Genomic DNA, 20,089 nt, shown 5'->3' with positions numbered 1-20,089 from the left:
TTTTACTCTATCACTTCAAGGAGGAATTTTACATGTTGACTAGCAATCTAGGATACCCACGTATTGGCGAAAACCGCGAATGGAAAAAAGCACTTGAATCGTTCTGGGCAAATGACACCACTGAAGAACAATTGCTCGCCACAATGAAAGAGCTTCGCCTCAATCATTTACGCGTGCAACAAGAACAAGAGGTTGATCTCATTCCTGTTGGTGACTTTACCCTTTATGACCATGTGCTCGATATGGCCGTAATGTTCGGAATTATTCCAAAACGATTCTTACAACAAGGTGATACGCCGACACTCTCTACTTACTTTGCTATGGCACGAGGAAGCAAAAACGCCCAGGCGTGTGAAATGACGAAGTGGTACAACACAAACTACCATTACATCGTTCCTGAGCTACATGATGCTGCACCACGCTTAACGAAAAACGCTCCACTTGAGGCCTATTTAGAAGCAAAAAATGAATTAGGCATTGATGGAAAGCCTGTCATTCTAGGTCCATACTCATTTGTAAAGCTAGCCAAAGGCTATGAAGAGGATAAGCTTCAAGAGACGATTCAATCATTGCTACCGCTTTACATCCAGGTCATCCAGGAGCTCGTCGATGCAGGTGCTCGTTCCATTCAAGTGGATGAGCCATCCCTTGTTACCTCCATTTCAGCACGAGAAATGGCGCTTGTTACACGTATTTACGAGCAAATAAACGAAGCGATCGCCGATGCACCACTCTTCCTACAAACGTATTTTGACGCGGTGACTTTTTACGAAGAGGTCGTCTCTCTTCCAGTGAAGGGCATTGGTCTAGACTTTGTTCATGGTGGGGCAAAAAACCTTGAAGCTCTCCGTACGTTCGGATTCCCTGAAGATAAGGTGCTTGCTGCCGGAATCATTGATGGACGCAACATTTGGATTAGCAACTTACGCGAGCGCCATGAGCTTGTTCATCAATTAGAACAGCATGTAGCGAAAGATCGTCTTGTATTGCAACCATCATGCAGCCTTCTCCACGTACCGGTTACAACCAAGCGTGAGGAAAAACTCGACCCAACGTTGCTAGGTGTGCTTGCATTTGCTAATGAAAAACTAACCGAGCTTCACACATTAAAACAGCTAGCCGCAGGAAATGAAGCTGAGGTGAAAGAAGCGCTTGAGGCCAATGACGACGCTTTAGCCGCTCTCGAAAAATCAGGCTGGCGCTCTGGAGCAGCAACATCTCATAACCTTGAAAACAAAAAGCGCCCACAATCCTTTAACGAGCGCCGTCCGGTTCAAGAAGAAAAATGGCAGCTTCCTCTTCTTCCAACGACAACGATCGGAAGCTTCCCGCAAACAAAAGATGTGCGTCGCACAAGATCGTTATGGCGAAAAGGGGAGCTATCGACAGTCGAGTATGAGCGGACGATGAAGTCCTACATTGAAAAGTGGATCAATATTCAAGAAGAGCTTGGCCTCGATGTACTCGTTCACGGAGAATTTGAGCGCAACGACATGGTTGAATTTTTCGGTGAGAAGTTAGATGGCTTTGCATTCACAGCCAACGGTTGGGTGCAATCATATGGCTCCCGCTGCGTCAAGCCGCCAATCATTTATGGAAATGTGAGCTTCACCGAACCAATGACGGTAGCAGAAACCGTGTATGCCCAATCGTTAACGGACAAACCGGTGAAAGGCATGCTCACAGGCCCTGTCACGATTTTAAACTGGTCGTTCGTTCGTGATGACTTACCGTTAACTGTGATTGCACATCAAATCGCGGAGGCCCTCACCCATGAAGTGACGGCATTAGAAGAAGCGGGTATCGAAATGATTCAAATTGACGAACCGGCGATTCGTGAAGGTCTGCCATTAAAAGCTGAAGATCAGCAAGAGTACTTAGACTGGGCCGTGTCCGCCTTCCGTGCGAGCTGCGCCCATGTGAAGGCAACGACGCAAATTCATACTCATATGTGCTACAGCGAATTCCATGAAATGATCGAAGCCATCGATGATCTCGATGCAGACGTCATTTCCATCGAGACATCACGAAGCCACGGAGAAATGATTAGCGCGTTTGAAAAGACGACGTATGAAAAGGGAATTGGGTTAGGGGTCTACGATATTCACAGCCCTCGCGTTCCTTCAGAAGAAGAAATGCTAAATGTCATCCGCCGCGCGTTAACGGTCTTGCCAGCTAGCCTTTTCTGGGTTAACCCTGATTGTGGCTTAAAGACTCGCGCGGAAAAAGAAACCGTAGCCGCCCTTAAGAACATGGTAGCTGCCGCACGAGCTGCACGAGAAGAGCTAAAAACGAAAGCTTAATCCTCTCACGAAAGGGGTAAGGATGAGACAAGAAATCATCTACTTCTTAGAGCATACGACGGATGCTGCCGTCATGAAGAGGGTCATCGACAACCTTGACCATAAAGGATTATGGATGTTAATCCAGTATTTAGAACGGACGAATCAACAGACAAAGCAGAAATGGCACGAAGCACTGAACGCTCATTTACGCTTGTCTTAGACGAGTGCTGCTCTAATAAAGGCGTTAGCCGCGGTGGCTAACGCCTTTATTTTTTACAATCCTACCTTTTCGCTTCGTCGCTCCAGCAAGATGACGTCCCGCCACACACCCTCTCGTTTTGCAAGTCGTTCCCGCTTCCCCACTTCGCGGAATCCTAACTGGCGGTGTAGCTTGAGACTGGCCACATTTTCAGGGAATACAGACGCCTGCAACGTCCAATACCCTTGCTTTTCACTTTCTTCTACAACGGACGCCAGAAGCTTTCGCCCGACTCCCTTTCCTCTTCCTGTCGAGCCAACATAAACGCTGACTTCGGCTACTCCTTGATAAACACAGCGACTGGAGACTGGGCTCAAGGCTACCCAGCCAACGACCTTTTCTTTAATCTTTGCCACAAAACGGCAGCTTTTCACATGACCGGCATCCCATTTCTCCCACGAAGGGGCTTCCGTTTCAAATGTGGCATTCCCTGTTTCTATCCCTTCTCTGTAAATGCGTTCTACCTCAGGCCAATCGTTGTCTGTCATTTCGATTATCCGTATACTTTCCACTGTGCTTCTCCCCCTTCAAGCTAACATTTCATGTATCACACGAGCTAACGCTTTTATGCCGTATTCGAGCCTTTCCCCTGTTTCGTATGAATAGGAAAGACGAATATAAGAATGCTTCAAGCCTTCATAAATCGTACCTGGATGAATTAAGACGTTATCTTTTAAACAGCGGTGGAAGACACGGTTCATATCAACCGGGTGTTTTAATTTGCACCAAATGTAAAACGAACCGGAGGGCCGATTCCATTCCGCTAGCTCCCCCATATGCTCCTGCAACAATTGAAGCATCGCGTTTCGCTGATTTTTCAGCTTGTCTCGCACAAACTGGGCATGACTCGTAAACCAATCATTATTCGTTAACCATCTCTGTGCGATCGCTTGGGAAATGGAGCTCGCCCCATAATCGGTCTGCATTTTCATGTCTGCCAAACGGTGGATAACCGGCTCTGGACCGATGACCCAGCCGACTCGAAGACCAGGGCTGATGATTTTTGACATGCTCCCGAGATAGAGAACATTCCCTGTTTGATCGAGTGATTTTAACGGAGGTGGTGGAGCCGCATCGAACCAAAGCTCCCGGTATACATCGTCTTCAATGATTGGCAGTTGAATCGCTTGGCAAACATGTAGTAGCTCCTTTCGAACAGCGGTGCTGTACGTTACATTCGTTGGATTGTGGAACGTAGGAATCGTATAAAACATTTGCACATCTTGTTGCCTTTTGTATTGTCGTAAAACGTTCGGCTTGTGTTGCACGTCCGCTAACGGCACCTGGACCCCACGTATGTTCGCTGACGTAAGTATACGTAACGACATTAAATAGGACGGGGACTCGACAGCCACACGTGCCCCTGCCTGAAACAGTCCATTCGTCATAAGGGATAGAGCTTGGAGTGCTCCCGAAACAATTAAGACGCTTGACGGAGATACGTGAATCCCATATTTTGAGACAAATTCGCAAACCGCTTCTCGTAAAGCAAGCGAACCCTTCGCCTCTTCATAGCTTAAATGGCTTGCTTCAAGAGAGAGGGAAGCAAGCACTTCTTCTGTTTGCTTAACAGGAAGTAACCCTTTTGCTAGCTCTCCTGTCCCAAGGCGTACGACTTCCTCGGAAAACTCCGCTTCGTTGATCTTTTGTACATACGTTTTATTCGGCTGAAACACCCCACCTGATACGTATTGCTGCCAATCTGGAGACGTAGCCGCAATGACGTTCCACGTGTTGTTGACAACTTTTGTTCCTTTCCCCTGAACACTTTCGACTAAGCCATCTGCCATTAATTCTTCATACACTTGGACAATCGTGCTTCGATTAACACCGAGCAGGTTTGCCAGTTCCCGTTGTGATGGCAAAAGGGTACCTACCGTCCACTCGCCGCCCTCGATTCGTCGCTTAAGCTCTTCTTTAATTTGCAGATAGATTGGAACGTGGCTTGAACGATCAGGCTTCCAATCCAATTTCATACTTCTCACCTTCATTTCAATGAACTGGTTGGCCTCGAGCTAGGCGAACTGGATGATGACAAACGACCGTCGCTTGCTATGATGATGTCGACTTCACTTTTAGGAGGGTTTACGATTGGATTCATTTTTACATGGTTTTCTTCTCGCCTTCGGTCTCATTTTGCCCATGGGCGTACAGAATCTATTTATTTTCACCCAAGGGATGACGCAAAATAAGCTTCGTCGCGCATTGCCAGCTGTCATGACCGCCTCGATTTGCGATACGATACTCATTATCGTTTCAGTGCTGGTGATGGCAGTAGCTGCCCACCTCGTCGAGCGGTTCGTTCCCTTTCTGATCATCGGAGGGTTCGTTTTCCTCCTTTATATGGGCTGGGTCATTTGGAACAGCACCTCAGCGAGCAACGGTAAGGTAGCACCATTTACAGCAAAAAAACAAATGTCGTTCGCCTTAACCGTTTCCCTGCTGAATCCCCACGCACTCCTCGATACCCTTGGGATCATCGGCACGAACTCGTTGCTCTATGAAGCAGCAGACAAATGGTCGTTTACATGTGGGACAATCGTTGTCTCATGGCTTTATTTTTGCTTGCTCGCTTGGATCGGTCGGTGGTTTGGCCAGCTTCAGGCGATTCAGAAATATGTAACCTATCTTAACCGACTATCTGCTCTCCTCATTTGGGGATTAGCGTTTTTGATGATTTTCCAGTCGCTGTGAGACGATCGAGCGGATTTCAGAGATGTCTTCCACGAGGACATCTGCTGAATCCAGTTCATCCTTAGTCCCATATCCATACAAACAACCGATTGTAACTAGCTTCGCATCAGCACCTGCTGTAAGATCTGATGATCGGTCCCCCACCATCACGCCCCCCTCAATCCTATAGTCACGAACTAACTTTGCCACCAGCTCTGTTTTAGAGGCCGTCTCAAACCGGTCGGCACCGTAAATATCTTTCAAATAAGAGGTGAAGCCATAGTGGTCGACGATCGCTTGTAGATACCGCATGAACCCGTTACTTGCCACATACAAGTCATAACCTAATTGATACAATTCTTCGAGCGTCTTGCCTACATTCGGATAAAGCTTTCCGTGATCGAGACGGATTTCTTCTAATAAAAAATCCCAAAACGCTTGATCGGCTACCTGACGTTCCTCATGAGAGGCACTTGGCATGATCGTTTCCCAAACAACGTGCATCGGCGCCCCTAAGATTGCTAAGTATTGTTCAATCGGGGTCTCTCCTTGCCAGCGATCGGTTTGGCGTAAGTAGTCGAACGTTTTTTCTAACGCCCCTTCCAACACGGAATCGGTTTGAAAGAGCGTGCCATCCATATCAAATATAATGGTCGTCATTGTCAGCTTCCTCTCTTAATTTTTGCTAAAGGCCACTTGAAGACCAATAAGCGCGAGTAACCCGCCTTTTATACGATGCATTTGATTTTTTATAAATGAAGAACGCATGAGGAGCTGCCCTACCTTTTCCGCAAACCAACTAACCAATGAAAAAATAATGAATGCTTGAATGAGAAACACAACCCCTAAAAGAAGCATTTGCCAAGGTGCAGATCCTGCCCCGCTGTTTACAAATTGGGGAAGCAAGGCGAGAAAAAACAAGGACACTTTTGGATTTAACACATTCATAATAATGCCTTTCTTATAAAGGGCTCCGTAGGCAAGGGTGGTTTGCTTGTTAATCGAAAGACCTTCTCCCTTTTCCTGAAACGCCTTCCATGCTAAATAAAGCAAATATGCAGCTCCTGCGTATTTTACGACAGTAAAGGCGAGAGCAGACTGATAAATGAGCGCTGATATACCAACAACAGCTGCTGTAATGTGTACGAGCAGACCTGTACAAAGTCCGAGCGCTGTGACAATGCCCGCTTGGCGATTTTGCGACATACTTTGGGCTAAGACAAATAAGATGTCTGGTCCAGGCATAAGCGTCAGAAGAACCGCCACACCTAAGAACGACAAAAGACTGGTAAAATCCAATCCTATCTCCTCCTATCTTCGTATCTCTTTTCTTCTATGCTACCATATCCTTCTCATGATAAAGGGATGAAACGTTCATAATATTTCTCGTCACCTTGGCCGATTCTTGCTGAAATTGACCTCTCTTGACTTTATTTTATCGGCACGATACAATAATGATTGATTATCAATCAATTTTCACCCATATGTTGGGAGGGGCTAATGAGATACAAAAGTGAAGAGACCTATCGAGCGATCTTGCAGGCAGCCATTGATGTGATGAAGGATAAGGGATTTGAAAAGGCGTCGATTGGTGAAATTGCCAAAAGAGCAGGTGTTGCCCACGGAACATTTTATACGTATTTCCAAGCGAAAAATGAGATCATCCCTGCCATTGCTGATGAAATATTGCAAGACCAATTGCATCAGCTTCAAAACCGTATTCAAGAAGACGATGACGTGCAAACACTCATCCGTGAGTTAATCGATGTAAGCTTTACTTTAACGAAATCGTATAAGGAGGTTATCCTTCTCTGTTATGCTGGTCTTTCTTACTACGATTCCTTGAACCGCTGGGAAGAAATTTACGACCCTTATTACCGTTGGATTGAGAAGCACTTAAAGAAGTACCTTACCATCAACATTCAAACACTCGTTCCTATGATAGTGAACCTAATTGAATTTACAGCAGAGAGACATTATTTTGCCAATGAATGTGAACAAGAACTTTCGCAGTTAAAAGAAGATACATTTCAAGTTGTCATGAACATGCTGAGATAACTCTCAGTATTTTTAGTTGTAAAATGACTGATAGTCAATCATTTATGAGGTGATAAAATGAGATCAAGCGTTTCTGTTCTCTATCTTTCGATTTCAGTCATTGGCGCGATTATCTTTTCTGCTGTTGGCATCATTTGGGGACTGGCGATTCATTCCCATATGATTCTATTTGATGGGATCTACTCGCTCATTAGTGTCGTTCTTTCCCTATTTTCATTAGGGGCGACCGTGTTTATGATGAAGGATGATCGGGATAAATTCCCGTATGGTAAAGGAATGGTTCAAGCGCTCACACTGGTCATCAAGCATGGAGTTATTGCGCTCCTTTGCCTATTCGCGTTCATCACGGCTGTAGGTGATTTAGTTGATGGCGGACGGCATGTCGTTCCAATCCATGGAGCTGCCTATTCCCTTCTTTCCACAGCTGGTTGTGCTGCTATCTTTTTCTTTTTACGACGAAAAGCAGGAGCAAACCCGCTCATAAAAGCGGAAACCCATCAATGGTTAATGGATACATTTCTGAGCGCCGCTGTGTTTATCGGTTTCGCCGCAGCGTTTCTTTTAGCACATACGAAGTTCGCGTTCCTCGTTCCGTATGTCGATCCTCTAATGGTCGCGCTCTCAGCCGGTTTGTTTATCATCCTGCCGGTGAAGCAGATCGTCTTGAACGGAAAGGAAATGCTAGAGATGGCACCAAATCTAGAATTACAGCAATCGATTGAATCACACATTCATGCGATTGAGGAAAAATATCAGATTCCTGAATCTCATGTGCGTATGGCGAAGGTGGGCCAGACACTCTTTATCGATATTTACTTTATTATCGACCGAACCTCTTGTGCGAGGAATGTTAAAGATCTAGACGACATTCGTCAGCAGTTTCACCAATCACTCCGCTCCCTCCCCTATGAGCCTCTCGTCAATATGACGTTTACACATGATCGAAAATGGGCCATTTCGTAACACCAAAAAGCGATCCACTCTTTCTGTCCGAGAGAGACTGGACCGCTTTTCTTCTATTATTAATCTAACAATTTATATAAGTAGTATTCGTTGACAGGCTTTCCATCGATCATCAGCGAATGGACCTTTTCTCCTTCTAATACAAACCCTAGTTTCTGATAAAGCTGAAACGCCTTCCGATTGTCTTTAATCACGGTTAGCTCCAAGCGGGTAATATCCACACTTTTTGCCCAATTGAATAACCGGTTAAACAACTCTGTCGCGATCCCTCGCCCTTGTTCCTCTTCACGAACTCCTACCACAATATAGGCACGGTGCGCTGTCCGTTTCACATTTCCACCGATGGCTGTAATATAGCCTATCAGCCTGCCATACTCCTCCGCCACAAATGTCATCGAATTTCGTCTTCCTAATATCCCATCAATCATTTTTCGTTGTTGCTCCTCCGTCCACTTTTTTTCCCTCGGTTCAAACAACATCATCCCTGTTTGATCAACTGCTTTACTTAAGTCAAGAAACGCCTCTGCATCCAATGTGTCAATCGGTCGAATTCTCATCTCGTATCTACTCCTTTCCCCTTACAAGACTAAAGATCTGGGAACTTCTTTCTATCTATTTTTTTGATTCTACCTTGATTTTAGTTCGTTCATTGTAAATAAGCAATCGATCGATTATAATGGAGATAGGACACACAACCAATTTCCTATGACAAAAGAAGAATAAGAGGTGTTCACATGAAGCTAAAACTAGCAACGAAAATCAATGTCCTAGTCCTGTCGATCATCCTTGTATTTGCCGCTGTTATTGGAGTAGTTGTCAACGATCAAATCACAAAAGGAATTAAAGCGTTCGCAACGGAAAAGGCTAGAGCGGATCTTGCCTTAGCTCATCGCTACATTGATGAACGGTTTCCTGGTGACTGGAAAGCAACCGATGGGGAGCTTTACAAAGGAACGACATTGATGAATGACAACTTTGACCTTGTGGATGCCATTGGAGAAGATACGGGGGGCACGGTTACTATTTTTTTAGGTGATACACGAATTGCCACGAACGTCCTTATCGATGGCGAACGGGCCGTTGGGATCCAAGCCTCTGAAGAAGTGATTGAAACGGTAATAACAAACGGGGAGCTTTATTTAGGAGAAGCCAATGTCGTCGGAAATCAATATCAGACCGCTTATATGCCGTTAACCGATGCATCAGGACAAGTCATTGGTATGCTCTATGTTGGCGCTTCACAGGAACTTATAACAGAAACGGTCGCTAATGCTTTAACGTTTATTTTTATCGCATTGCTTCTCGTGGCCATCGTTGCTTGTTTAGCTGTTTACTGGTTTACAAGAAAAATGAAAAAACGATTAACCGTTGTAACAGCAGCACTTGAAGCCGCAGGAAACGGGGATTTCACAACAGCCATCAAAGACACGAATGGAGATGAGTTAAGTGTCGTCGCCGAAAGTTACAACCGGATGGCGGAAAAACTACAAGACACGCTCCACCGGATGGTCGATTCAGCAAACCAAGTGGCCTCCTCCTCTGAGCAGCTAACGGCCAGTGCCGAGCAGACGAGTCAGGCAACAGAAACGATAACCGAAGCGATTCAGCAAGTAGCGGAAGGATCGGAAAAAGCGTCTGCTAGTGTTGAAGATGCCTCCCAATCGCTAGAAGCCATGGCCATGAGCGTTCACGCTATTTCGGAGAATGCTAACGGCATTTCTGATATTAGTTCACAAGCAATTGGTAAAGCAAAGGACGGTGAGGTTCTTGTCCAGCAAACGGTCAAGCAAATTCAAGCCATTAACCGCTCGGTTGAGGAAAGTGGTGAAGTGATCAAGTCATTGGACACGCGCTCAAAAGAGATTGGCAATATTACCAGTGTCATCGCTAGTATTTCTGAACAGACGAACTTGCTGGCATTAAATGCAGCCATTGAAGCGGCGCGAGCAGGAGAGCACGGAAAAGGATTCACAGTCGTTGCCGAAGAAGTTCGTAAATTAGCCGAACAGTCGCAACACTCTTCGGCACAGATTGCTAACTTAATTGCGGAAATTCAAGAGGATATGAAACGCTCCAACCATTCGTTTGATCAAGTGGCTGACGATGTGGAGGGCGGGCTTCGCGTCATTAAAGAAACCGAGACGAACTTCCAAGAGATTCTCACCTTTATGGAGAAGCTGACGGATAAGATTAAGCAGTTAGTCACCGCAACAGAGGACATTTCCACAAGTACAGGCGAAGTAGCCGTCTCCATTGGTGGGGTGGCACAAGTTTCGGCGGACACGTCTTCACAAACACAAAACGTGGCTGCCTCGACGGAAGAACAGCTGGCCTCAATGGAAGAGATCGCCTCTTCGGCTCAAGCCTTGTCCCAATTAGCTGAAGAACTCCAACAGCTCATGAGTCAATTTAAAGTGTAAAAGAGATACCTAAAGCCCGAACGGAATTCCTCCGATTCGGGCTTCTGCTATTGGTTGTTTTTACTTCCCGATTTTCTGTTGTCCTGTTGGTTTAAGACTAAGTGCAGAGCAAGGACCTGCCTGAAGCATATAACTTCCTCCGTCGTGCCCAATTAATTTTTGCGTTTCTTTCGCTACTAAAATCACTTGTTCTAAATCCACTCCTGTTTCAATTCCCATTCGCTCTAGCATATGAATTAAATCCTCGGTTGCTACGTTCCCTGATGCTCCAGGTGCATAAGGGCAGCCTCCTAATCCTGCGATCGAGCTATCAAAATCTAACACTCCTTGTTGTAGTGCTGCAAATACATTAGCTAGTGCCATTCCCCGTGTATTATGAAAGTGCATAGTAAACGTCGTTTGTGGAAACAAACTTTTTAACACACCTAACGTTTCATAAACTTGAACAGGGTCCGCCATTCCTGTTGTGTCTGCTAACGATACCTCGTAGACACCTTGACGATTATATCGATCTACAATTGATATAAGACGGTCAATAGGTACCTTTCCTTCGTACGGACAACCAAAAGCAACAGAAATCGATCCCCCCACTTTAATATTATGACGGTGAGCCAGTTCAATTGTAGACATATGATTGTTCTGAGCTTCCTCCACGGTGCAGTTTGCATTGGAGATGCTATGAGAATCAGTAGCAGATAACATTAACTTTATTTTTTTGATTCCTGCCTTGATCGCCCGTTCAGCTCCTCTTGCATTAGGAACAAGGGCACGAAATCTTATATTCGTTAAATCTTGAGAACGTTCCACCACCTCAGAAGCATCCTTTAACTGAGGAATGGCTTTTGGGTGAACAAACGAAGTAATTTCCATTGACTGAATTCCTGTCGTTGCTAAAGCCTTAATAATTTCAAGTTTTTGCTTTGTTGGAATCCATTCTTGCTCCGCCTGAAACCCATCCCTTGGAGCCACTTCACAAATCGTTACTTTTGATGGGAGCAACAATTAAATCACTCCTTTCTCTCGAAGTTTTTTAATCTCTTCATCTGATACACTGGCAAAGCTTTTTAAAATCTCATCCGTATGTTCACCTAGCTCAGGAGCTCTATGACGAATTTTCCCAGGTGTTTTTGAAAAATTCGGGACTACTCCAGGTACTTTCACCTTCCCTAAACGTGGGTGTTCTACTTCCACGATATTATTTCTTTCTTTATAGTGAGGATCATTAAAAATATCTTCAATCGTATAGATAGGACTGACTGGGACGCCAAAAGAATCTAATTTTTCTGTCAGTTCCTTAAGATTAAAGCCTCTAATCCAATTCGATACGATTTCTTGTACCTTGTCATCGTGCTTTAATCGAACAGCATTCGTATAATATCGTTCATCTTTTACCATATCTTCACGACCCATCGCTTTGGCTAAGCGATTGAACGTCGAATCAGTACTGCATACTAGAACAACAAACTTACCATCCTTCGTCTCATACGTACCAGCAGGACTAGAATGACCTGCAAGCCCTGGGCTCCTTCCCCTAATCTTACCATTTTGATCGTATTCAGCTACTAAAAATTCTAGCATTCTAAACATTGATTCATATAGCCCCATTTCCACGACCTGTCCTTCATTCAATTGATGAACATCACGATAGTACATCGCTGACATTGTAGCAAACGCGACGTATACACCGGTAATGTAGTCTAAAAGGGAGTATGACGGACTTACTGGTGGACGATCAGAATATCCTTGGATTGCTGTGTGGCCACTGAAGGCAGTGCATGGTGTACCAAATCCTGCCTTTTTACGATATGGACCTGTTTGACCGTAGCCTGATACGCGAACCATGACAAGTTTAGGATTGACTTTTTTTAATTCTTCATAGCCAAGACCCCACTTTTCTAATGTTCCAGGTCGAAAATTTTCGATTAATACATCAACCTTTTCAATTAAGCGTTTAAAAATCAATTTACCCTCTTCTGTCCGAATATCTAATGTCAGTGATTTTTTATTACGGGCTAGTCCCGGCCAACGGAGAGGCTCTTCCCCTTTCCAAGGACCGACTGTTCTCAGCGTATCCCCCTTGCCTGGCAACTCTATTTTTGTCACCTCTGCCCCTAAATCTGCTAACAAGGTCGCTCCAAACGGGGCAGCAATCATCGTTGAAATATCAATGATCTTCAACCCTGTAAGAGGGCCATTATTTCCTAACATACACACCCACTCCCTATCTAATATTCTATCGGCAGCTTCTCTTCAGCACTATAAAACGCTTTCATTTTTAAGCATAAGCCTTTAAATCCTTGCTTTTTTAAATTTGTCTTCAAATAAAAGACTTGATCTTAACCCCTTTCTCAATTTATTTCTTTATGTACATTATAAATTAGATCGATCTAATACACAACAAAAAAGAGGTCCCTCCAAACAGGAACCTTGATGAATTACATATATTTTGCTGTCAATTCAATCACTTTTCGTACATCCTCTACCGGAATTTGACCTGGTGCTGAGCTTTGCTCTCCAATTCCAAAAGTCATTGCAGATCCAAATATCCAGCCAAACAAACGAGTAATGGCTCCATATGATCCCATTGAGATTGCAATCAGATTAGCATTGATTGTCTTTCTCACATCACTCATAGCATTTAACAATTCAAGAACATCTTCCATCTGATTTGGCATAACCGCAACTTTCACAAAATCAGCGTCTAGGCGATCCATTTTTAAGCATAACTCTACTAGTACTTCCCGACTCGGTGTTTCATGAAAATTATGGTAGGAGAGAACCATTGGCACATTGTATTTCAAAGAGACTTGACGCAGATAATGAATACTGAACAGATCATTTTGCAGCTCATAATCTATCATGTCTACTAAACCTCTTGAGCACAAAGCAGCAAGTAAACTAACTTTTCCCCTTTCAGTTAAATGGTTCGGGTGTCCTCCTTCTTTTTCTGAACGAACCGTAAATAAAATAGGGATCCCTTCTACTTTTTCACGAATAAAGGAAAGTAGTTGAAACAATTGTTTACGATTTGTAAGGCCATTATAAAAATCAGCACGCCATTCAATGATATCAGGTTTCTTATCAAGAATATTAGCTAGCTCTTTAAGAATATCAGCATTACTCTTTCCCACTATTGGGATACAAACCAGTGGTTTCTCCCCTTTGACAATCGATCGAGTCTTCATGGACTTAAGCGACGATTCCATGTTCAGCCCTCCCAAAAAAGAAGCTCGTTTTCTATAGGATAAAGTGAAATTCCATAACTGAAGAGGTGTTCTTCATTCTGTCTGAATATTAGCATTGTCTCTCAAAATTTTGATAACTACCGCGTTACACAGGTCGTGGCATTTATTGTTTTTGTTCATTCACCAGTTCCATTTTAACATTTGCTTTTACGCTTTAAAGTATATACAAATTAATTATTCGCTGCAATAGAAAAAAGCATATGCGATCTCTTTCGCAAATGCTTTTGAGAAGTTATTCACAACGGTAACCGAAAGCTTTGGAAATCAGCAGACAATGCTCCTTCAACAATCCCTCATATGGAGTAATAGATGAACGGGTGAAATGATGGGTTGGTCCAGTTATTGAAAGGCTTGCCATAACTTTGCCGTCCACATCAAAAATAGGGAAAGCGATAGCAGAAAAGCCGCTATTACGGACATCTTCTTCCCAACAGTATCCTTTTATCCGAATCTGTTCTAGCTTCTTATTGATCTCAACGATTTTTATGTGAGGTGGAATCGTGCGAAAAATCTCTTTTTTAAATTCCTCTTTTTGATATGCTAATAATACTTTGCCGCTTGCTCCTGTCCAAAGAGGAAGTCGATCCCCTTTCTCAATCAAACCGTTAACTGTATCATTTCCTATGCTCTGTTCAATACAGATCCGGAAGTTTTCTTGCAGTAAAAAGAGATTTACTGTTTGGTTGGTAACACCGCTTATTTTTTTCATAATCGGATGAGCAATCTCTTGTAAATGCAACGAACAGCGAGCGACGTATCCAAGGTAATATACCTTGTGAGTAAGTTTATATTTTTGACTAGCCTCACGATATTCAATAAACTGATTCTCTACAAGCAGATCGATCAATATTTTTGTCTCTTTCTCATCCTTCTTAATGCGGCTTGCGATTTCAGCAAGTGTTTGCTCATTGTGGCTAGGTGTAAAGCTACTTAAAATGGATAATGTACTTTCAACCTTCTCGAATGACTCCACAAATGACTGCCTCCTTCATTGATGAGGAATTCATCCATCTAATGTTTAATTAGCCTTTACGTTTTTAACAGAACCTTTGTCAATATATGTTGAGAAGTATTCCTTCGCCGTTTCTAAGCAACGCTTAGCAAATGCCTCATATCCTAACTTTTGCGCTCGCTTTTTGTGTGGAATTTCTAAGGAATAAGGGACATTTGGAATTCGATTGATAATGCCTGCAACATCGATTCCTCCCTCACCAACATATAATCGTTCCTCACGTAGCGTCCGAACCATCTCGTCTTTTTCTTTAGGAATCAACCTAGGAGCATCACATAAATGGCAATATCGAAACCATGTCTGCGGAACCTTCTCTAACTCTTCTGTTCTCCCATTTGCACGATGAAAATGGTGGATATCAATCATAAGACCGGCGTTATCTTGTTTTGCCTTCTCCAGAATATCCACGGCTCCTTGCAATGTATTAATTCCAGCAATAGGGACAAATTCTAACTCAACCGTCAGACCATATGGCTTTGCCAACTCACATAATTCAGCAAACCGATCCACCGCATAATTTCTATCGTTTGTCCAAATGCTGCTTAATACATGTCTTCCTCCTAGTTCTGCCGCAGCCTCAAAGGCGGGCACGTAGCTTTTAGGGTCGTGCTCCTCTGAAATCCGTGCTAACTCTATGTCTAAAAGCTGAATTCCTGTTTGTTTAAACACGCCCTTGAGTTCTTTCACCATTCGTTTGTCATTCAGCAGTCCGTCGTTCGTTTCCTCTGGTAGTCCCATTTGGATCGTACGTAAACTGACAAAATCGTAACCGCATCGTGCGGCTATAAGCGTTAATTCTAAGGGAGAACAGCCAATCGCGGTTAGATGAGCTAAAGAGAATTGTCTAGCCATCCTAATTTCTCCTCCAATCTATTCGTTCTAGAGAACTTAGCCGATGGAAGTTCATGAAAAAATGCTCTCCATGGACTTTCAATTACGTTGTCACGTGGTGAACTTTTTTTCCCGGTGAGTATATGTCCATAATATTCCAGTGTCCAGCTGTAGGCGTTGGGTTATTTATCATGGGCACATCAATGACAACAGGCTTATTCATATCTATAGCTTTTTTGAGGGCTGGTTTAAATTCCTCGGCTGCACTTATTTTTATTCCTTCCGCGCCATAAGCTTTGGCAACCATAGCAAAATCAGGTGAATAATGTTCACCATTGATTTGAAATACCGTTCCGAGCGTCGTTCCGAAGTGTGCTTTTTGTAAGCCTGCGATCGTACCAAATGCATAATTATTCATAATAATCCATATAACTGAAATATTTTCTTCTACCGCTGTGGCTAGTAATGCTGGGTTTTGTCCAAATCCACCATCCCCTACTAACGAGACAACCACTTTTTCAGGGCATGCTATTTTTGCCCCAAGAGCAGCTGGAGCACCAAATCCCATGGTGGCAAAGCCTCCCGGTGTTAATACAGATCCAGGTGTATAAATTGGAAATTGCTGCCCGACACCGTTTTTATTCCACCCTACGTCAGTTGTAATATAGGCGTCTCTCGGAAGAACCTCACGTACTTCTTTTAAAATGCGTTGGGGCTGCATCGGAAAAGCATTATCCGTTTCATATTGCTTGTTGTCTTCTTTAAACCGAGCCCGTTCTTTTGCTATTTCCACCTTCAATGCCTCGTTCGTTCTTCCTTCTGGATATAGCTCTTTTGCCACACGGATCATCACTTGTAATGCTTGCTTTAAATCGGCAACAATTCCGAGTTCTGCTGGATAATTTCGACCAATTTCACTCGGATCAATATCAATATGAATAAGTTTCGTACCATTCGGGATATCGAATGTATACTCAGGCTCCCAGGAGCTGCTATCAGCCTCGGCGAAGCGTGTACCTAATCCTAGAACCCAATCAGCTGTTCTTGTTTTTTGGTTAATAAAGGTCGTGCCCCAAAAACCCGTCATTCCCAGTGTTAATGGATGATCGTCTGGCAATACACCTTTTCCCATCAAAGAATGAGCTACAGGAATTCCAAGGTGATCGACCAATTCTCTTACTTCGTTAGCAGCATCGGCAAGAATTACCCCTCCCCCTACATAAATGACTGGTTGATCTGCGTTCACTAACGTTTCAACGACTTTTTTCGCTGTTTGCTCATCAATTGATGGCTTTTCTAGTTGTTTGGTATGATGTTGAACACGAATGAACATCTCTTCCTCCACTTCTTTTGAAAAGATGTCCATTGGGACCGATACAAGCACAGGTCCAGGGTTTCCGTTTTCCGCTAATTGGAATGCTTTTTCTAATATTTCTGGTACATGTTCTGGTCGCTCGACGCGCCATGCCCGCTTCACAAATGGCTTATAAATATCTACTTGAGAAGCATCGGAATGTAGATTAATTTCTTGGTGAGGATGTTTTCCATAAAAATGACTCGGAATATCTCCAGCAATCACAACCATTGGAATCGAATCGAGGGCCGCATTGGCAACTCCTGTAGCAGCATTCGTTAATCCAGGCCCTACATGACTAAGGACAACAGCCGCTTTTTTCGTTACACGGGCATAACCATCTGCAGCAGATGACGCAATTTGCTCATGGCGAACATTTATAAAACGGATCTTACTTTTTTCCAACTCGGTCAACACCGCAATATTGGTGTGTCCGCAAAGACCAAAAATATGTTCAACCCCGCGATGTTCAAGATATTTGACTAATAAGTGCGACACTAATTTTTTCATTCCGAACACTCCTCTCTAAAATCCAAGATAATTTTTCCGTGCCGTCCTGAAACGGCTTCATTGTATGCTTTCACATATTCTCTAAAAGGAAAGACCTTAGAGATCACTGGTTTGGCATTGAAGCATTCCTCCGACAAAAAATTAATGCTTTTTTGGAAATCATCAGGGAAATTATAAATAATAGAGCCGTGGATCGTAACCTCTTTCCGAACAATACGTACAATCGGCAGTGTCGCTTCAGTAGCCATCCCAACGAGAACAACATCCCCCCCTGGCTTAACAACATCGACTGCTTGAATAACAGCCGATTCGACCCCTGCTGCTTCAATCACCACATCGAAGTAATCATCTTTCATTTCACTTGGCAACGAGGACACCACGCCAAGAAAACTCTCTTCGACTTTTTTTAATTTTTCCGTATTAACATCTACAGCTGTAATGGTAGCACCTAAATAATGGGCTAATGCTACTGCAAGCATTCCCTCCGTACCACAACCAATGATAGCTATTCGCGTTCCCTCTGCGATGTTGACCTTATCTAAGGCATGAACAACGACAGAAAACGGCTCGATCAGTACAGCTAGTTCATCAAGTAAATGATCAGGAACAGGGAGGACGAACCTTGAGGGAATAACGAACTCTTCGGAAAAGCCGCCATCCCGATTGACGCCTAACGATTCTTTATTAAGACAAATATTGGTTTGGCCTTTCGAGCAATATTCGCACGTCCCACAAAACGTATTTGGACCAACAACAACCCTTGTACCGATCTCATATTCCACTTTTTCCCCAGCATCTATAATAGTGCCAACTAATTCGTGACCCGGTCTGATCGGATAAGTGGCATGGGGAAGTCTTCCCTTAAAAACACTTATATCTGACCCACATATGCCCCCGTATATAGGCTTGATTCTTACTTCATTATCTTTTACAGATTGCTCAGATTGAAATTCTTTTAATTCCAATTCTGATGGATTATTAATGTATAAACTCCACAACGCTGTTCACCTCAAATAGTCCGTCACCGATTAAGTTTGTTTGCTAGGCAATTGGAAGACAATCATTTTTGTTTCTGTCATTTCTTGAATGGCGTAATGTGGGCCTTCCCTTCCAATACCACTGTTCTTTACGCCACCGTACGGCCAGTGATCCAATCGAAAATTAGATGTTCCGTTAATAATGACCCCTCCTGTATGAAGGGCATTTGCAAATTTGTAAGCCGTATCCATCTGGTTAGTGAAAATCCCTGCTTGTAATCCAAAGTCAGAGTCATTAGCCTCCGCAATGGCCTCATCGATTGTGTCGTAGGTAAGGATACTTACGACAGGACCAAACACTTCTTGACAAACGACATTTGCCGTTTTCGGCGGATTGATGAGCAATGTAGGCGAGACCGAAGCACCCTTCTGTTCCCCGCCGCATACAATCGTGGCTCCTGCTTTAACTGCCTCATCAATCCACTCTCTAATCCGATTGGCTGCCTTTACATCCACTAACGTTCCAACATCTGTATCAGGCAGTAACGGATCACCTACTTTCAGTTTTAAAATTTCTTCTTTTAGTGTCTCAGTAAGCGTATTTACGATTGAACGGTGAACATATAAACGTTGAACGGAGATGCAGCTTTGTCCCGAGTTACTAAATCCTGTTTTTGCCACTTGCTTCGCTACCTCTATCACATCTGCGTCTTCGTGAACAACCGTAGGGGCATTTCCACCCAGTTCTAGCAGAACCTTCTTCATCCCAGCTAACTCACAAATGTTTTTACTTGCTACTGTACCACCGGTAAAGGAAATAATATTGACACGACCATCCTTTACGATTTGCTGACCAACCTCTACACCGCCTAACACCATGTTCACAGCGTTTTCAGGTAACCCTGCTTCGTGCAACAGCTTTAAAAATTCTGTTGCGATAAGGGTTGTTTGTGGTGCCGGCTTAAGAATGGTTGTATTCCCCGCTGCAAATGCAGGTCCAATCTTATGACAAACTAGATTCAGCGGGGCATTAAACGGTGTAATGGCAGCAACGACTCCGACAGGGACTCGGAAAACGCTAGCGTAGGATTGACCCCCCCGCTCTGAAGCGTCCCCAGGGATCGTTTCTCCTACTAAGCGCTTCGCCTCTTCACCGGATAGTTCTAACGTTTCGATTGAGCGAGACACTTCATCCATTGTGTTTTTTAGTGGCTTCCCGAGTTCAAGGGAAATTAATTTTGCAAATCGTTCCTTTTGCAGCTCTAATAGGGATGAGGCTTTCTTTAAAATTCGTGCCCTTTCATAAGTCGGTATGCTGGCTATCTCATCTTTTGCTTCGTGGACTGTCTGCAAAGCTTGCTCAACATCAACAGTCGTTGCTAACACTTGATACCCAATGACTTCTCCTGAATAAGGACTTGTAATGTCTACCGTTTGTCGGTCATCAGAAGTGATCCATACCCCATTAACAAACGGGTTTGCACTCTGTTTACTCATGTCGA

19 protein-coding genes are annotated in these 20,089 nt (G+C 43.7%); 6 read left to right on the top strand and 13 right to left on the bottom strand.

Features of this window, described 5'->3' with window-relative positions:
* Positions 1-32: 32 nt before the first annotated feature.
* The gene (metE, locus tag FED51_RS02520) at positions 33-2,303 is read left to right on the top strand and encodes a 5-methyltetrahydropteroyltriglutamate--homocysteine S-methyltransferase (RefSeq protein WP_053432173.1); all 2,271 of its coding nucleotides are present in this window, start codon (positions 33-35) and stop codon (positions 2,301-2,303) included.
* A gap of 22 nt (positions 2,304-2,325) precedes the next feature.
* A complete protein-coding gene (locus tag FED51_RS02515) occupies positions 2,326-2,505 on the top strand; it encodes a hypothetical protein (RefSeq protein ID WP_010896615.1) in 180 nt (59 codons plus the stop codon).
* Between the two features lie 53 nt (positions 2,506-2,558).
* Here FED51_RS02515 and FED51_RS02510 read toward each other — a convergent pair whose 3' ends face one another.
* Both FED51_RS02510 and FED51_RS02505 read right to left on the bottom strand, forming a co-directional pair.
* On the bottom strand, positions 2,559-3,047 hold the full coding sequence (locus FED51_RS02510; protein ID WP_407901403.1) for a GNAT family N-acetyltransferase: 489 nt from the start codon (positions 3,045-3,047) through the stop codon (positions 2,559-2,561).
* A 24-nt stretch (positions 3,048-3,071) separates the two neighbouring features.
* Entirely contained in the window at positions 3,072-4,520 is a 1,449-nt protein-coding gene (locus FED51_RS02505) for an aminotransferase-like domain-containing protein (protein ID WP_053432171.1), read from the bottom strand.
* A 115-nt stretch (positions 4,521-4,635) separates the two neighbouring features.
* Here FED51_RS02505 and FED51_RS02500 point away from each other — a divergent pair, with 115 nt between their 5' ends.
* Complete coding sequence (locus FED51_RS02500) at positions 4,636-5,238, top strand: LysE/ArgO family amino acid transporter (protein ID WP_083445646.1); 603 nt, start codon at positions 4,636-4,638, stop codon at positions 5,236-5,238.
* Here the strand turns inward: FED51_RS02500 and FED51_RS02495 are convergent.
* Positions 5,206-5,877 (bottom strand): HAD family hydrolase, encoded by a 672-nt coding sequence (locus tag FED51_RS02495; protein ID WP_010896608.1) that lies wholly within the window; start codon positions 5,875-5,877, stop codon positions 5,206-5,208. The two genes, FED51_RS02500 and FED51_RS02495, sit on opposite strands and share 33 nt — an antisense overlap.
* 15 nt (positions 5,878-5,892) lie before the next feature.
* On the bottom strand, positions 5,893-6,516 hold the full coding sequence (locus FED51_RS02490) for a LysE family translocator (RefSeq protein ID WP_053432170.1): 624 nt from the start codon (positions 6,514-6,516) through the stop codon (positions 5,893-5,895).
* Positions 6,517-6,717: 201 nt separating this feature from the next.
* Between FED51_RS02490 and FED51_RS02485 the strand changes: the two genes are divergently transcribed.
* Both FED51_RS02485 and FED51_RS02480 read left to right on the top strand, forming a co-directional pair.
* On the top strand, positions 6,718-7,275 hold the full coding sequence (locus tag FED51_RS02485) for a TetR/AcrR family transcriptional regulator (protein WP_053432169.1): 558 nt from the start codon (positions 6,718-6,720) through the stop codon (positions 7,273-7,275).
* A gap of 57 nt (positions 7,276-7,332) precedes the next feature.
* A complete protein-coding gene (locus tag FED51_RS02480) occupies positions 7,333-8,238 on the top strand; it encodes a cation diffusion facilitator family transporter (protein WP_053432168.1) in 906 nt (301 codons plus the stop codon).
* A 59-nt stretch (positions 8,239-8,297) separates the two neighbouring features.
* Here the strand turns inward: FED51_RS02480 and FED51_RS02475 are convergent, their stop codons facing one another.
* Positions 8,298-8,795 (bottom strand): GNAT family N-acetyltransferase, encoded by a 498-nt coding sequence (locus FED51_RS02475; RefSeq protein ID WP_053432167.1) that lies wholly within the window; start codon positions 8,793-8,795, stop codon positions 8,298-8,300.
* 177 nt (positions 8,796-8,972) lie between these two features.
* On the opposite strand from FED51_RS02475, the gene FED51_RS02470 reads away from it, so the two are divergent.
* The gene (locus tag FED51_RS02470) at positions 8,973-10,658 is read left to right on the top strand and encodes a methyl-accepting chemotaxis protein (protein WP_053432166.1); all 1,686 of its coding nucleotides are present in this window, start codon (positions 8,973-8,975) and stop codon (positions 10,656-10,658) included.
* A 60-nt stretch (positions 10,659-10,718) separates the two neighbouring features.
* Here FED51_RS02470 and FED51_RS02465 read toward each other — a convergent pair whose 3' ends face one another.
* From FED51_RS02465 to FED51_RS02430, 8 genes are all read right to left on the bottom strand, one after another.
* A complete protein-coding gene (locus tag FED51_RS02465; protein ID WP_053432165.1) occupies positions 10,719-11,660 on the bottom strand; it encodes a hydroxymethylglutaryl-CoA lyase in 942 nt (313 codons plus the stop codon).
* Positions 11,661-12,866, bottom strand: a complete 1,206-nt coding sequence (locus FED51_RS02460; protein WP_053432164.1) for a CaiB/BaiF CoA transferase family protein — start codon at positions 12,864-12,866, stop codon at positions 11,661-11,663.
* 227 nt (positions 12,867-13,093) lie between these two features.
* A complete protein-coding gene (gene aroD / locus FED51_RS02455) occupies positions 13,094-13,864 on the bottom strand; it encodes a type I 3-dehydroquinate dehydratase (protein ID WP_053432163.1) in 771 nt (256 codons plus the stop codon).
* Between the two features lie 271 nt (positions 13,865-14,135).
* Positions 14,136-14,876: an IclR family transcriptional regulator gene (locus FED51_RS02450; protein WP_053432162.1), complete on the bottom strand. Its 741-nt coding sequence runs from the start codon at positions 14,874-14,876 to the stop codon at positions 14,136-14,138.
* A gap of 45 nt (positions 14,877-14,921) precedes the next feature.
* Positions 14,922-15,767 carry a sugar phosphate isomerase/epimerase family protein gene (locus FED51_RS02445; RefSeq protein ID WP_053432161.1) on the bottom strand — a complete coding sequence of 282 codons (846 nt, stop codon included), beginning with the start codon at positions 15,765-15,767 and terminating at the stop codon, positions 14,922-14,924.
* An 82-nt stretch (positions 15,768-15,849) separates the two neighbouring features.
* Positions 15,850-17,610, bottom strand: coding sequence for a thiamine pyrophosphate-binding protein (locus FED51_RS02440; RefSeq protein ID WP_053432160.1), 1,761 nt, complete (start codon positions 17,608-17,610; stop codon positions 15,850-15,852).
* Positions 17,607-18,608 (bottom strand): zinc-dependent alcohol dehydrogenase, encoded by a 1,002-nt coding sequence (locus tag FED51_RS02435; protein WP_053432159.1) that lies wholly within the window; start codon positions 18,606-18,608, stop codon positions 17,607-17,609. The genes FED51_RS02440 and FED51_RS02435 overlap by 4 nt, the downstream gene beginning before the upstream one ends.
* Positions 18,609-18,638: 30 nt before the next feature.
* Positions 18,639-20,084, bottom strand: a complete 1,446-nt coding sequence (locus tag FED51_RS02430; RefSeq protein WP_053432158.1) for an aldehyde dehydrogenase family protein — start codon at positions 20,082-20,084, stop codon at positions 18,639-18,641.
* Between the last annotated feature and the right edge of the window lie 5 nt (positions 20,085-20,089).

Origin of the sequence: Halalkalibacterium halodurans (genome assembly GCF_005671335.1) — a bacterium.
GTDB lineage: Bacteria > Bacillota > Bacilli > Bacillales > Bacillaceae_D > Halalkalibacterium > Halalkalibacterium halodurans.
Note: the sequence above shows the minus strand (reverse complement) of the source record. Positions and strands in the feature narration are given on the sequence as shown.